Raw genomic sequence first — 12,075 nt, 5'->3', positions numbered from 1 at the left:
GGCACAAGCGAGTTAGTTCCCTCCGTCCCTTTTTTTGCGGAGGCATCACTTCATCGGGTCTAGCCTCGGGAGTTCCCCCGTTCGAGGATGTATCCGATGAGCAAGCGCGTGGCCGAAATCGTGGTGGACGCCCTGCAGCAGGCCGGTGTCCGCCGTTGCTACGGCATCGTGGGCGATACGCTCAACCATGTGACTGATGCGATGCATGGCAGCGAGATCGCCTGGGTGCACGTGCGCCATGAAGAAGTGGCAGCGTTCGCTGCTGGCGCCGATTCGCTGGTGAGCGGCGAGTTGACCGCCTGCGCGGGTTCCTGTGGTCCCGGTGGCCTGCACTTCATCAATGGCGTGTTCGAGAGCAACCGCAACCGTGCGCCGATGGTGCTGATCGCCAGCCAGGTGGTGACAAGCGAGCTGGGCATGGAATTCCCGCAGGAAGTGGATTTCAAGTCGGTCTATGGCAGCTGCACGGTGTTCTGCGAGCAGGTGCACAGCCCGGAGCAGGCGCGACGCGTGGTGGCCCTGGCCTGCCAGGCCGCGATCAGCCGCCGTGGCGTGGCGGTGGTGATCCTGCCGGCCGATATCAGCCAGGCCGAGGTGAAGCACGATGTGCCGTTCTCGGTGCATTACACCCAGCCGGTACTGCGCCCCTCCGACGCCGAACTGCAGCGCATCGCCGAGCTGCTGGGGCAGGGCAAGCGCATCGGCATCTACGCCGGTGCCGGTTGCCAGGGCGCGCACGCACAGCTGTTGGAACTGGCCCGGCGCCTGCAGGCCCCGATCGCGCATACCTCGCGCGCGAAGGATTTCGTCGAGCCGGACAACCCGTACAACATGGGCATGACAGGCATCTTCGGCATCGAGTCCGGCTTCCACACGCTGATGGCGTGCGACACGCTGCTGCTGCTCGGCGCCGACTTCGCCTGGGGCCAGTTCTACCCGGACAAGGCCACCATCATCCAGGTCGACCGCGATGGCAGCCACCTTGGCCGCCGCCACCCGGTGAACCTCGGCGTGGTCGGCGATATCGCACCGACGCTGGATGCGTTGCTGCCGATGCTGCCGCCGCGCGAGGACAGCAGTTTCCTGGACGAGTGCATCGAGCATCGCGACAAGGCGCTGAAGAAGCGCGAACAGGAAGAGCAGCCGGGCGAAGGCGAATTGATCCATCCGCAGCACCTGACCGCGCTGCTCTCGAAGCACGCTACCGAGGATGCACTGTTCACCGCCGACGGCGGCTCGCCGATGGTGTGGGTGCTGCGCCATATCCGCGTCAACGGCCGCCGCCGCACGCTGACCAGCCTGCTGCACGGAACGATGGCCAACGCGATGCCGCAGGCGCTGGGGCTGCAGAAGGCCTTCCCCGGCCGGCAGGTGATCTCGCTGTCCGGCGATGGTGGCCTGGCGATGCTGCTGGGTGATCTGTTGACGGCGGTGCAGGAGGACCTGCCGATCAAGGTGGTGGTGTTCAACAATGGTTCGCTGAACTTCGTCGAGCTGGAGCAGAAGGTGGAAGGCCTTCTGGACAACTACACCGACCTGAAGAACCCGGACTTCGGCCGCTTGGCCGAAGTGATCGGCTTCCATGGCCGCACGGTCACCCGCAGCGAGGATCTGGAGGAAGCGGTGCAGGATTTCCTGTCGCAGCGCGGCCCGGCATTGCTGGACGTGCACACGAGTCGCGCCGAGCTGGTGATGCCGCCGCAGATCGAGGCCAAGCAGGTCGCCGGCACGGCGCTGTATGCGGCCAAGGCGGTGTTGAACGGTCGCTTCGACGACGTGAAGCATCTGCTGGTGGACAACTTCCTGAAGAAGTGAGGTGGTCGATGCAGGGCTGCGCCCTGCACCCGAGGTAGGGCCGGCCGCTGGCCGGCAACATCAGCAGCAACAGCAACAGCTGGGTATCCGTGGGATGGCGGGGTGGGTCCGGTTGCGGCGACCCCTGCGCAGCCTACCCGACCGGCCCAACTGGCAATGCCAGTCGACTAACAGTCGACTCTACCCGCGCCCAGCCATGAGGGGCGCCGCCGTTGGCTGGAACCCATCATTCCACCGCGGAATTGGCGCCCAGGCCCCGCTGGGCCTACCATCGGCGCTCCCCACCCCCCACCGCCCCTTCCATGTCCGCTCCCGCTTCCGCCGCACCGCGTCGCTGGTTCGTCGCCGGCGACTTCAACGGCTTCTTCGGCCTGGTCGTCGACAACCTCTCCATCCTCGGCTTCATCGCCATGGCCCTGGTCGGGATCTTCCAGTTCCCCGCCGACGTGGTGTTCGGCCGCATGTTCCCCGGCACGGCCTTCGGCGTGCTGATAGGCAACCTGCTGTACACCCTGATGGCACGCCGGCTGGCCGCGCGCAGCGGCCGTGACGACGTCACCGCCATGCCGCTCGGCCTGGATGCCCCCACCAGCATCGGCATGGCCCTGCTGGTGCTTGGCCCGGCCTTCATCGCGTTCAAGCAGCAGGGCATGAACCCGCACGCGGCGGGCATCGCCACCTGGCAGCTGGGCATGGCGGCGCTGGTCATCATGGGCGTGCTCAAGTTCGTGCTGTCGTTCTTCGGTGAAGCAGTCACCCGCGCGCTGCCGCGTGCCGCGCTGCTGGGTTCCATTGCCGGCATCGCGCTGGTGCTGATGGGCCTGCTGCCGCTGCTGGAAACGCTGCGCTCGCCGCTGGTCGGCTTCACCACGCTGGGCCTGCTGCTGTATGTGCTGATCGCCAAGGGGAAGCTGCCGGTGCGTGGCCCGGGCGTGCTGCTGGCCTTCGTGTTCGGCACCGTGCTGTATTACGGCTTGGGCCTGGCCGGGCTGGGTGCGCCGGGCTTCCATGTGCCGGAGTGGGTGCCGCCGCAGGTGGTGCTGCCGCTGCCGACGCTGGGCTTCCTCGACGGCCTGCCCACTGCGATGACCTACCTGCCGCTGCTGCTGCCGTTCGGCCTGCTGATGGTGGTCGGCGGCATCAATGTGTCTGAAAGCGCGCGTGCGGCCGGCGATGACTACCGCACCCGCGACATCCTGCTGGTGGAAGCGGTGGCTACGCTGGTGGCAGGCGTCTGTGGCGGCGTCGCGCAGACCACGCCGTACATCGGCCAGCCGGCGTACAAGCACATGGGCGCGCGCAGCGGCTATACGCTGCTGACCGGCCTGTTCGTCGGCATCGGCGGCATGCTCGGCATCATCTCCGGGCTGGTGCAGTGGCTGCCGCTGGCGGTGCTGGCACCGATCATCGTGTACGTGGCCATCGACATCACCACCCAGGCCTTCCAGGCCACGCCGCGCCACCATACCGGCGCGATGGTGTTCGGTTTCCTGCCTTCGGTGGCCTACCTGCTGGCGATCAAGGCACCCGGCTGGATCGCACCGGATCAGCTGCCCCAGCTGCTGACCAAGCTCGACGGCCACGGCCTGCCGGAGCTGGCGGTGATCTTCACCCTGGGCAATGGCTTCATCATCACCTCGATGCTGTGGATTTCGGCGGTGGCGGCGATGGTCGATGGCCGCCTGCGCCGTGCCTGCGGCTTCCTGCTGGTGGCGGCGGTACTGACCCTGTTCGGGCTGATCCACTCGGTGGATCCGCGCGGCGGCATCTACCTGCCGTGGGACCTGGAAGGATTGGCGCGCATCATCAGTTTGCAGTTTGCCGGCGCCTACGTGGCCCTGGCGCTGCTGCTGGGCCTGCTGTCGCTGCAGAAGCAGCCGGTGAAGCCGCTGGGTGGGAACAGCTGACCCCACGGTAGTGCCGGCCGCTGGCCGGCATGCTCATGGGTATCCAAGGGCCGGAGCATTGCCGGCCCTTCTGCTTCTGCCGCCTTGTAGAGCCGAGCCTGCGCTCGGCTGCGCTGAGCCGAGCATGGCTCGGCTCTACAGGGGCGTGTTGCGGGCGGCGAATGCTCACAGCGCGCTCTGCCGGCCAGCGGCCGGCACTACCGCTCGGCGTCCAGCTCCGGGTAGTGGCGGAAGATGCCATTCGTGTTGAACGCCAGCCGCCGTTCCGAGGCCAGGTAGGCGGCGATGTTCGGCCGCTTCGCCACCCGCGCCTGCAGCGCGCGCAGCAGGGGCAGTGTGGGCGCCAGTGCCTGCATGCGACGCGGGAACATGTAGTCCAGCCCACTCAGCAGCTGGAACAGCGACAGGTCCACATACGAATGCTCGCGCAGTGCATGGCGGCCACCGTTGGCGGCCAGCACCCGTTCGAAGTAGCCCAGGAACTTCGGCAGGCGCTCGCTGCGCAGCGACGCGGCACGTGCCTTGGCCTCGGTCTTCTGCGCTTCGTAGTATTTCGATGCGGCGATCGGATGATGGGTGTCATGCACTTCGGCCACCAGGTCAGCGATGGTCAACTGCAGTTGCAGCGCCTGCATCCGCCGCGATGCGGCCTGCGGCACCAGATCCAGCGCCGGGCCGAGGAAGTCCAGGATCGCGGCAACCTGCGCAATGACCTGGCGACCGGCCTTCAGGAACGGCGGCGCGAAGGGCTGCGGGCCTTCGCTGTGGCCCTCCAGGAACGGCTGCATCACCGCATCGCCGTGCACCCGCGCCATGTCGATGTAGTCGGCGCCGGCATCCTCCAGCGCCAGGCGCACGAACTCGCCGCGGCCCTGGATGCCGGTCCAGTAATACAGCGCGTACTGCATGGCAGTGCCTCCACATGAAAAGACCCACAGCGTCGCGCGGGGCATGCAAAGCAGGCGTGAGCGCGGCTTTGGCGCGGGCCGAAGCCGAACGGCAGCGGAACAGACGGGGAACCGGCTGGAACCGGTGGGGTCACACCTTCTCCATGCGTGTGAAACGAGGTGCTGCATCATGCAGAGTGGAAAGGCGGTATGGCCCTGGGTGTTGGGAGTGGTGGTGATCGGTGGCGCGGGCGGTTGGTTGTTCCGCGATCAGCTGAAGAGCCTGGCAGACGGTGTCTCGGTGCCGGTGCAATCGCCCCCCGCCAGTACCAACGCACCGCCACAACCGCAGGCGGCCGCGGAACCCGCGCCAGCGCCACCGACGATCAAGCATCCGCTGGATACCGAGGCCGCAGCTGATCCGGCGCTACCGAAGCTGGCTGACAGCGATACGGCTGCCTGGGGTGCATTGAGCCAGCTGTTCCAGGGCGAGGGCCCGATGACCCTGCTGCTGCGCGATCACCTGATCCAGCGCCTGGTCACCCAGGTCGACAACCTGGACAAACCAAGCGTGCCGCCGACGGCGCTGGCCGCACGGCCGCTGCCGGGCAACCTGCAGGTCGAGCCTGGCGAGGGTGGGGAACGCATCGCGGCAAGCAACTCGGCGCGTTACGCGCCCTATGTGCAGGCCTTTACTGCGCTGGATCCAGCGGCAGCGGCTACGGCTTACAAGCGCTTCTATCCGTTGATCCAGCAGGCCTACGTCGACCTGGGCCGGCCCGACGGCTACTTCAACGACCGTCTGGTGGCGGTGATCGACCATCTGCTGGAGACCCCGGAACTGGTGCAGGCGCCATTGGTGCAGCGTGATGAGCGCGGTCGCTACCGCTTCGTCGATTCCACCCTGCAGTCGCGCTCGATAGGCCAGAAGGCGCTGTTGCGCATGGACGCCACGCAGGCGCGGGCGGTCAAGCAGCAGCTGCGGGCGCTCCGCTCTGCGATCATCCGCTGAACCGGTCCACTGCGCCGAACTGATCGGGATCAACGCGCCGACCACACCCGTTCCGGCATGCTGGCCGCAGGCTGACTCGCTACGGGGTGCAGTCGCAGCCACCCTTGAAACGGGGTGGGGCAGCCGCATCTTCCCAGCATCGCCGGCGCGGGCCGGCCCTGATGACCGATGAGGATTCGCAATGCGGATGGACAAGCTCACCTCGCGTTTCCAGCAGGCGCTGGCAGACGCACAGTCGCTGGCCGTGGGCCGCGACAACAGCATCATCGAACCGGTCCACCTGTTCAGCGCGCTGCTGGACCAGCAGGGCGGCAGCACGCGCCCGCTGCTCGCGCAGGCCGGGGTGAACGTGCCGGTCCTGCGCGAGCGCCTGACCGAGGCGTTGGACGCGCTGCCCAAGGTGTCCGGCCAGGCCGGCAACGTCTCGATGGGCAATGACCTGGGGCGCCTGCTGAACCAGACCGACAAGCTGGCCCAGCAGCACGGTGATGCCTTCATCGCCAGCGAGTGGTTCGTGCTGGCGGCGCTGGAGGATGGTGGCACGCTGGGCATGGCGCTGCGCGCCGCCGGTGCCGACAAGACCCGCCTGCAGGCGGCCATCGACAAGCTGCGTGGCGGCGAGAACGTGCAGTCGGAGAACGCCGAGGAGCAGCGGCAGGCGCTGGAGAAGTACACCATCGACCTGACCGCGCGCGCCGAGAGCGGCAAGCTCGACCCGGTGATCGGCCGTGACGAGGAAATCCGCCGCACCATCCAGGTGCTGCAGCGCCGGACCAAGAACAACCCGGTGCTGATCGGCGAACCCGGCGTGGGCAAGACCGCGATCGTGGAAGGGCTGGCCCAGCGCATCATCAATGACGAAGTACCCGAGGGCCTGCGTGGCAAGCGCGTGCTGTCGCTGGACATGGGCGCGCTGATCGCCGGCGCCAAGTTCCGCGGTGAATTCGAGGAGCGCCTGAAGGGCGTGCTCAACGACCTGGCCAAGAACGAAGGCCAGATCATCCTGTTCATCGACGAGCTGCACACCATGGTCGGCGCCGGCAAGGCTGATGGCGCGATGGATGCCGGCAACATGCTGAAGCCGGCCCTGGCGCGTGGCGAGCTGCATTGCATCGGTGCGACCACGCTGGACGAATATCGCAAGTACATCGAGAAGGATGCCGCGCTGGAGCGCCGCTTCCAGAAGGTGTTCGTCGGCGAACCCACGGTGGAGGACACCATCGCGATCCTGCGCGGGCTGAAGGAAAAGTACGCCGTGCACCACGGCGTGGAAATCACCGACCCGGCCATCGTGGCTGCCGCCACGCTGTCCAACCGCTACATCACCGACCGCCAGCTGCCGGACAAGGCCATCGACCTGATGGACGAAGCCGCCTCACGCCTGCGCATGGAGATCGACTCCAAGCCGGAGGAGCTGGATCGCCTGGAACGCCGGGTGATCCAGCTGAAGATCCAGCGCGAGATGCTGAAGAAGGAAAAGGACGAAGCCTCGCGGCAGCGCCTGGCCGACCTGGAGAACGATATCGACGGGCTGGAGCGCGAGTTCTCCGACCTCAATGAAATCTGGAAGTCGGAGAAGGCGGCGCTGCAGGGCGCCACCAAGATCAAGGAACAGGTCGAGCAGGCCAAGCTTGAGCTGGAAGCTGCGCAGCGCCGCCAGGATTTCGCCAAGATGAGCGAAATCCAGTACGGCCTGTTGCCGCAGCTGGAAAAGCAGCTGGCCGCCGCGCAGGAAGCCGAGCACAAGGACTTCAAGCTGGTACAGGACCGCGTGACCGATGAGGAGATCGCCGAGGTCGTTTCGCGCTGGACCGGCATCCCGGTCAACAAGATGCTCGAAGGCGAGCGCGACAAGCTGCTGCGCATGGAAGAAGTGCTGCACAACCGTGTGGTCGGCCAGGAAGAGGCGATCAAGGTCGTCTCCGATGCGGTACGCCGCTCGCGTGCCGGCCTGTCCGATCCGAATCGTCCGGCCGGCTCGTTCCTGTTCCTCGGCCCGACCGGCGTCGGCAAGACCGAGCTGTGCAAGTCGCTGGCCGAGTTCCTGTTCGACAGTGCCGACGCGATGATCCGCATCGACATGAGCGAGTTCATGGAGAAGCACAGCGTCGCCCGCCTGATCGGTGCGCCCCCGGGCTACGTCGGCTACGAGGAAGGCGGTTACCTGACCGAGGCCGTGCGTCGTCGCCCGTATTCGCTGATCCTGCTCGATGAGGTGGAGAAGGCGCATCCGGATGTGTTCAACATCCTGCTGCAGGTGCTGGACGATGGCCGCCTGACCGACGGCCAGGGCCGCACGGTGGACTTCCGCAACACCGTCATCGTGATGACCTCGAACCTGGGCTCGCATCAGATCCAGGACATGAGCAGCGACGACAGCCCGGAGGCCTACACGCAGATGAAGGCGGCCGTGATGGGCGTGGTGCAGGCGCACTTCCGTCCGGAGTTCATCAACCGCCTGGACGACATCGTCGTGTTCCACCCGCTGGACAAGCAGCAGATCAAGCAGATCGCACGCATCCAGATGCGCGGGCTGGAGAAGCGCCTGGCCGAGCGCGGGCTGAAGCTGGCGGTCTCCGATGCGGCGTTCGACCTGCTCGGCAACGTCGGCTTCGATCCGGTGTATGGCGCGCGGCCGCTGAAGCGCGCGATCCAGTCGCAGCTGGAGAATCCGCTGGCGCAGCAGATCCTGTCCGGCGCGTTCGTCAACGGTGACACCATCGAAGTCGGCAATGAGGGTGGGCACTTGGTCTTCGCCAAGGCCTGAACCGGTGGCGCGCCTGCCATGGCTGGCGCGCCACCAAAGCCTCAGCAAGGCACAATGATCCCGTTTCACTTTCGCAAGGACGAGGAGAACCGCATGGACGTTACCCGCAGGGTTTCACTCTGCATGGCGCTGGCGCTCGCTGCTGTTGCTGGACACGCTGCAGCCGTCGAACAGGTCCAGCTGCCGCCGATGAAGGGTTACCAGCAGGCCCACCAGAGCACCGACGCACAAGGCAACCGCATCACCGAGTACGTGCCGCAGGGCCAGACCGTGCAGGACTGGACCGACATGGTCACCGTCAATGATGCGCCGAACAGTGGCCATGTGAGTCCGCGCGAGTTCCTCGGCATCATCGAGGCGGGGTGGCGCATGGCCTGTCCGGCTGCGCAGAGCCACTGGATCCGCGAAGGCGAGGAGGGCGGACGGCCATTCGCGCTGCTGATGCTCAGTTGCCCGCTGAACCCCGGCACCGGCAAACCGGAGTTCACCTGGATCAAGGGCATGCAGGGCAGGCAGGGCTTCCACACCGTGCAGAAGTCGTTCCGCGCCGAGCCGGAGAAGGACGACGTCGTGCAGTGGATCGGCTGGCTGCGCGAGGTCGGCTTGTGCGGCAGCGGCACCGCACAAGCCTGCCACTGATCGCAGCGAAAGAGGGCGCCCAGCGGCGTCCTTCATGCATCAGAAGCGGTGCGTATAGCCGCTCATCACGCCGAACTGGTTGGCCTTCTGCACGATCGGGCTGTCGGCCGCATCGCCGAGCAGGCGCGTGCCTTCGGCCGAGATGTACCAGTTGCCATTACGGCCCACGCGGTGGCTCCACTTCAGGCCGACACCGGCGCTGACCAGGCCCGCCTTCGGTTTGTGCTCGGCAAAGCCGGTGCGTGCGGCCTGTTCCGGACTGACGCCGTACCAGGTCTGCATGTAGCCACGGTTGCCGTAGTCGGTGGAGACGCTGCCGCTGACCACGCCACCGGCCAGGTCGAACAGCGGCATGCTCAGGTTCAGGTGGATCTGCTGGGTAGCCAGTCCATTCTCAGCCTTGTCCTCGTCCTTGCGGGTGAACTGCCAGGAGCCGCTCAGCACGGCCTCGCCCAGCGTATATCCAGCCGAGACACCGACCAGGGGACGGGTATCGATATCGCCCATGCCGCGCAGGAAGTCCGAACCGCCGAGCAGCGAATCCTTGTCCCTGCGGATACCGCTGGCACCGACATAGGCGCGCACGCGGGTGTGCTCGCCGAGGGTCGTGCCCCAGCCGATGCCACTGGTGCCCAGAAACCAGCCCCCCGGCGAGGTGACATCGAAGGACAGCGAAGGCGTCGCACGGTACTCCTCGCTGCCGCTGTAGCGCGGCGCCACGCCACCGCCGGCGGCGAGCTCGAAGGTCCAGTGGTCATCCTTGGCGTGGGCGATCGGGGCGGCGAACAGCGGCAACAGGGCCAGGTGGAGCAGGGCGGGGGAACGGCGAAGCTGGGACATGGAAACTCTCGACAATGGGAGGAAAGCAGCGCGCGCATCCGGCGAGTGCTGCAGGGTCGCTAGCGTGGCGATACGCCGGCGACCGATCCGTCCGCACTTGTGCGGGAGTTGTAATCAACTGTAATTGCGCCCGTGGGCGTTCAGCTGGCAGCCAGCGGCCAGTGCATTTCCAGGCGTGCGCCGCCGAGGGCGGCGCGACCGATGCGCAGTTCGCCGTGGTGGCGTGCGGCAATGCGGCCGACGATCGCCAGGCCCAGGCCGAAGCCGCCGGTGTCGCGGCTGCGGCTGTCATCCAGGCGGGTGAACGGGCGGACCACCTTTTCGCGGTCAGCCTCGGCGATGCCGGGGCCGTCGTCGTCCACGCGCAGGCAGGCGCGCCCGCCCACACTCACCAGCGACACGTCCACCTGCGAGCGCGCGTGGCGCAGGGCATTGCCGACCAGATTGCTCAGCGCCAGCTGCAGCAGGCGCGGTTCCGCTTCCAGCCGAGGCAGGGCGCTGGGCTGCACGCGCAGCACCAGGCCGGCACGTTCGGCATCGCGGCGGGCATCGGCCAGGCAGGCCTGCAGCCAGTCGTTGGCTTCGATCCGCTGCATCGGTTCGCCCTCGCTGGGATGCTCCAGCCGTTCGTAGGCCAGCAGTTCGCTGACCAGCCGGTTGAGCTCGGCCAGGTCGCCATGCAGGCCCTGCGCCAGTCGTTCGCGGCGCTCGCGATCATCGCTGTCCTGCATCAGGTCCAGGCCGAAGGCCACGCGCGCGATCGGCGTACGCAGTTCGTGCGAGATCGCATGGGTCAGGTCGCGCTGGCGCTGTACCAGTTCGGCCACGCGCGCGGCCATGCGGTTGGAATGGTCGACGATGACCCGGATCTGCGAGCGTGGCGAGACCTGCGCGCGTGCCTGCAGATCGCCGGCGCCGATGCGGTCGGCATGCACGCGCAGGGCATCCAGATCGCGCCAGAGCAGGCGTACCCAGGCGTACAGGCTGGCGCCGACCAGCAGCAGAATGCTGAGGTAGGCCGCGATGGTCATGTACGTGGTCATCTGCACCGCGCCAGGCACGCGCAGGTGCAACCAGCGACCATCGATGCCTTCGATGGGCAGCAGGACCTGCTGGTACTGATCACGCACGATGAAGCCATCGGCCTGCACGGCTGCCTGTTCCTGCGGGGTCAGCGCGGGAGGCGTGTCGAGCAGGGTCAATGCGATGCCATAGTGCGGTTGCCACCGCTGCAGGCGCTCACGCTGCTGGCTACCGTCCAGGCCGGCCAGGCCGCTGCGCAGGGCGTACACCTGCCCGCGCACCTGCTGGACGAAAACGCGATCCTGCACGGGCGTATAGATGCTGTCGAGCACCCGGTTGAGAAAGAACACCGAGGCCAGGAAACAGGCGCCGGTGATGAACCACAGCCACAGGAACAGCCGCTTCATGCCGTCCAGGCCGACGGATTGAACTGGTAGCCGCGGCCCCACACGGTCTTGATCCGCCGCGGCTCGCGCGCATCGTCGCCGAGCTTGCGACGCAGCTTGCCGATGCAGACGTCAACGCTGCGGTCCAGGCCGTCGAAACCGATTCCGCGCACCGCCTGCAGGATCTGGTCACGGGACAGGATCTGCCCCGGCTGGCTGGCCAGCAGCCACAGGATCTCGAATTCGGTGGTGCCCACGTCCACCGTGGCACCGTGCAGGTGTACCTCACGCTGCATGCGGTCGATCAGCAGTTCACCGTGCATCAGCCGGCTGGGCGTGCCGGTGTTGCTGCTGCCGTGGCGGCGGCGCAGCAGGGCGCGCAGCCGGGCCAGAAGCAGGCGTGGTTCGATGGGCTTGTGCACATAGTCGTCGGCGCCCGATTCCAGGCCCAGCACCTGTTCGATGTCGTCCTCGCAGGCGGTCAGCATCAGGATCGGCACATCGGAGAAGCTGCGGATCTGGCGGCACACGTCGATGCCGCCCAGGCCGGGCAGCATCAGGTCCAGCACCACCAGCTCCGGCGCGTGCTGGCGGCAGGCGGCGCCGGCGAGGTCGCCGCGTGCGATGTGCTGCACGGCGAAGCCATGCTGGTGAAGGTAGTCGCTCACCAGTTCGGCCAGGCGACGGTCGTCCTCTACCAGCATGACCGACGTAGGCGAACTGCTGGTGGTGGGATGCCAGGGCGATGGCTGCATGGGTGGGGCCTCCGTGCCCGGGCAGGAGCGCCCGGCGGCGCAGC

Annotated in this window: 9 protein-coding genes; 5 read left to right on the top strand and 4 right to left on the bottom strand. The window is 67.1% G+C overall.

Annotated features, from left to right (window positions below; all coding sequences use genetic code 11):
* The first annotated feature begins 96 nt into the window (after nucleotides 1–96).
* The gene (locus tag ACSDHM_RS14365; RefSeq protein ID WP_439426343.1) at nucleotides 97–1,815 is read left to right on the top strand and encodes a thiamine pyrophosphate-dependent enzyme; all 1,719 of its coding nucleotides are present in this window, start codon (nucleotides 97–99) and stop codon (nucleotides 1,813–1,815) included.
* A gap of 302 nt (nucleotides 1,816–2,117) precedes the next feature.
* A complete protein-coding gene (locus ACSDHM_RS14360) occupies nucleotides 2,118–3,722 on the top strand; it encodes a hypothetical protein (protein WP_439426342.1) in 1,605 nt (534 codons plus the stop codon).
* A gap of 197 nt (nucleotides 3,723–3,919) precedes the next feature.
* Here ACSDHM_RS14360 and ACSDHM_RS14355 read toward each other — a convergent pair whose 3' ends face one another.
* Complete coding sequence (locus tag ACSDHM_RS14355) at nucleotides 3,920–4,630, bottom strand: glutathione S-transferase (RefSeq protein WP_072167656.1); 711 nt, start codon at nucleotides 4,628–4,630, stop codon at nucleotides 3,920–3,922.
* A 169-nt stretch (nucleotides 4,631–4,799) separates the two neighbouring features.
* Between ACSDHM_RS14355 and ACSDHM_RS14350 the strand changes: the two genes are divergently transcribed.
* From ACSDHM_RS14350 to ACSDHM_RS14340, 3 genes are all read left to right on the top strand, one after another.
* Entirely contained in the window at nucleotides 4,800–5,621 is an 822-nt protein-coding gene (locus ACSDHM_RS14350; protein WP_439426341.1) for a DUF3014 domain-containing protein, read from the top strand.
* 181 nt (nucleotides 5,622–5,802) lie between these two features.
* Nucleotides 5,803–8,388 carry an ATP-dependent chaperone ClpB gene (clpB, locus tag ACSDHM_RS14345; protein ID WP_072167658.1) on the top strand — a complete coding sequence of 862 codons (2,586 nt, stop codon included), beginning with the start codon at nucleotides 5,803–5,805 and terminating at the stop codon, nucleotides 8,386–8,388.
* 54 nt (nucleotides 8,389–8,442) lie between these two features.
* Nucleotides 8,443–9,027, top strand: coding sequence for a hypothetical protein (locus tag ACSDHM_RS14340; protein ID WP_242015783.1), 585 nt, complete (start codon nucleotides 8,443–8,445; stop codon nucleotides 9,025–9,027).
* A gap of 39 nt (nucleotides 9,028–9,066) precedes the next feature.
* Here ACSDHM_RS14340 and ACSDHM_RS14335 read toward each other — a convergent pair whose 3' ends face one another.
* From ACSDHM_RS14335 to ACSDHM_RS14325, 3 genes are all read right to left on the bottom strand, one after another.
* Nucleotides 9,067–9,867, bottom strand: coding sequence for a MipA/OmpV family protein (locus ACSDHM_RS14335; RefSeq protein ID WP_069139331.1), 801 nt, complete (start codon nucleotides 9,865–9,867; stop codon nucleotides 9,067–9,069).
* 140 nt (nucleotides 9,868–10,007) lie between these two features.
* Nucleotides 10,008–11,297, bottom strand: coding sequence for an ATP-binding protein (locus ACSDHM_RS14330; protein ID WP_353761569.1), 1,290 nt, complete (start codon nucleotides 11,295–11,297; stop codon nucleotides 10,008–10,010).
* The gene (locus ACSDHM_RS14325) at nucleotides 11,294–12,031 is read right to left on the bottom strand and encodes a response regulator transcription factor (RefSeq protein WP_005418539.1); all 738 of its coding nucleotides are present in this window, start codon (nucleotides 12,029–12,031) and stop codon (nucleotides 11,294–11,296) included. Before ACSDHM_RS14325 ends, ACSDHM_RS14330 begins: the two co-directional genes overlap by 4 nt.
* Between the last annotated feature and the right edge of the window lie 44 nt (nucleotides 12,032–12,075).

The organism is Stenotrophomonas sp. T8 (assembly GCF_051853085.1).
GTDB classification, from domain to species: Bacteria; Pseudomonadota; Gammaproteobacteria; order Xanthomonadales; family Xanthomonadaceae; genus Stenotrophomonas; species Stenotrophomonas sepilia.
The sequence above is the reverse complement of the archived record's forward strand: the minus strand, read 5'-3'. Positions and strand labels throughout refer to the sequence as shown.

Excerpts from the sequence above, each read along its gene's own strand:
- ACSDHM_RS14325 (WP_005418539.1), bottom strand. The coding sequence starts at position 12,031 with ATGCAGCCATCGCCCTGGCATCCCACCACCAGCAGTTCGCCTACGTCG.
- ACSDHM_RS14330 (WP_353761569.1), bottom strand. The coding sequence starts at position 11,297 with ATGAAGCGGCTGTTCCTGTGGCTGTGGTTCATCACCGGCGCCTGTTTC.
- ACSDHM_RS14365 (WP_439426343.1), top strand. The coding sequence starts at position 97 with ATGAGCAAGCGCGTGGCCGAAATCGTGGTGGACGCCCTGCAGCAGGCC.
- clpB (WP_072167658.1), top strand. The coding sequence starts at position 5,803 with ATGCGGATGGACAAGCTCACCTCGCGTTTCCAGCAGGCGCTGGCAGAC.
- ACSDHM_RS14340 (WP_242015783.1), top strand. The coding sequence starts at position 8,443 with ATGATCCCGTTTCACTTTCGCAAGGACGAGGAGAACCGCATGGACGTT.
- ACSDHM_RS14350 (WP_439426341.1), top strand. The coding sequence starts at position 4,800 with ATGCAGAGTGGAAAGGCGGTATGGCCCTGGGTGTTGGGAGTGGTGGTG.
- ACSDHM_RS14360 (WP_439426342.1), top strand. The coding sequence starts at position 2,118 with ATGTCCGCTCCCGCTTCCGCCGCACCGCGTCGCTGGTTCGTCGCCGGC.
- ACSDHM_RS14355 (WP_072167656.1), bottom strand. The coding sequence starts at position 4,630 with ATGCAGTACGCGCTGTATTACTGGACCGGCATCCAGGGCCGCGGCGAG.
- ACSDHM_RS14335 (WP_069139331.1), bottom strand. The coding sequence starts at position 9,867 with ATGTCCCAGCTTCGCCGTTCCCCCGCCCTGCTCCACCTGGCCCTGTTG.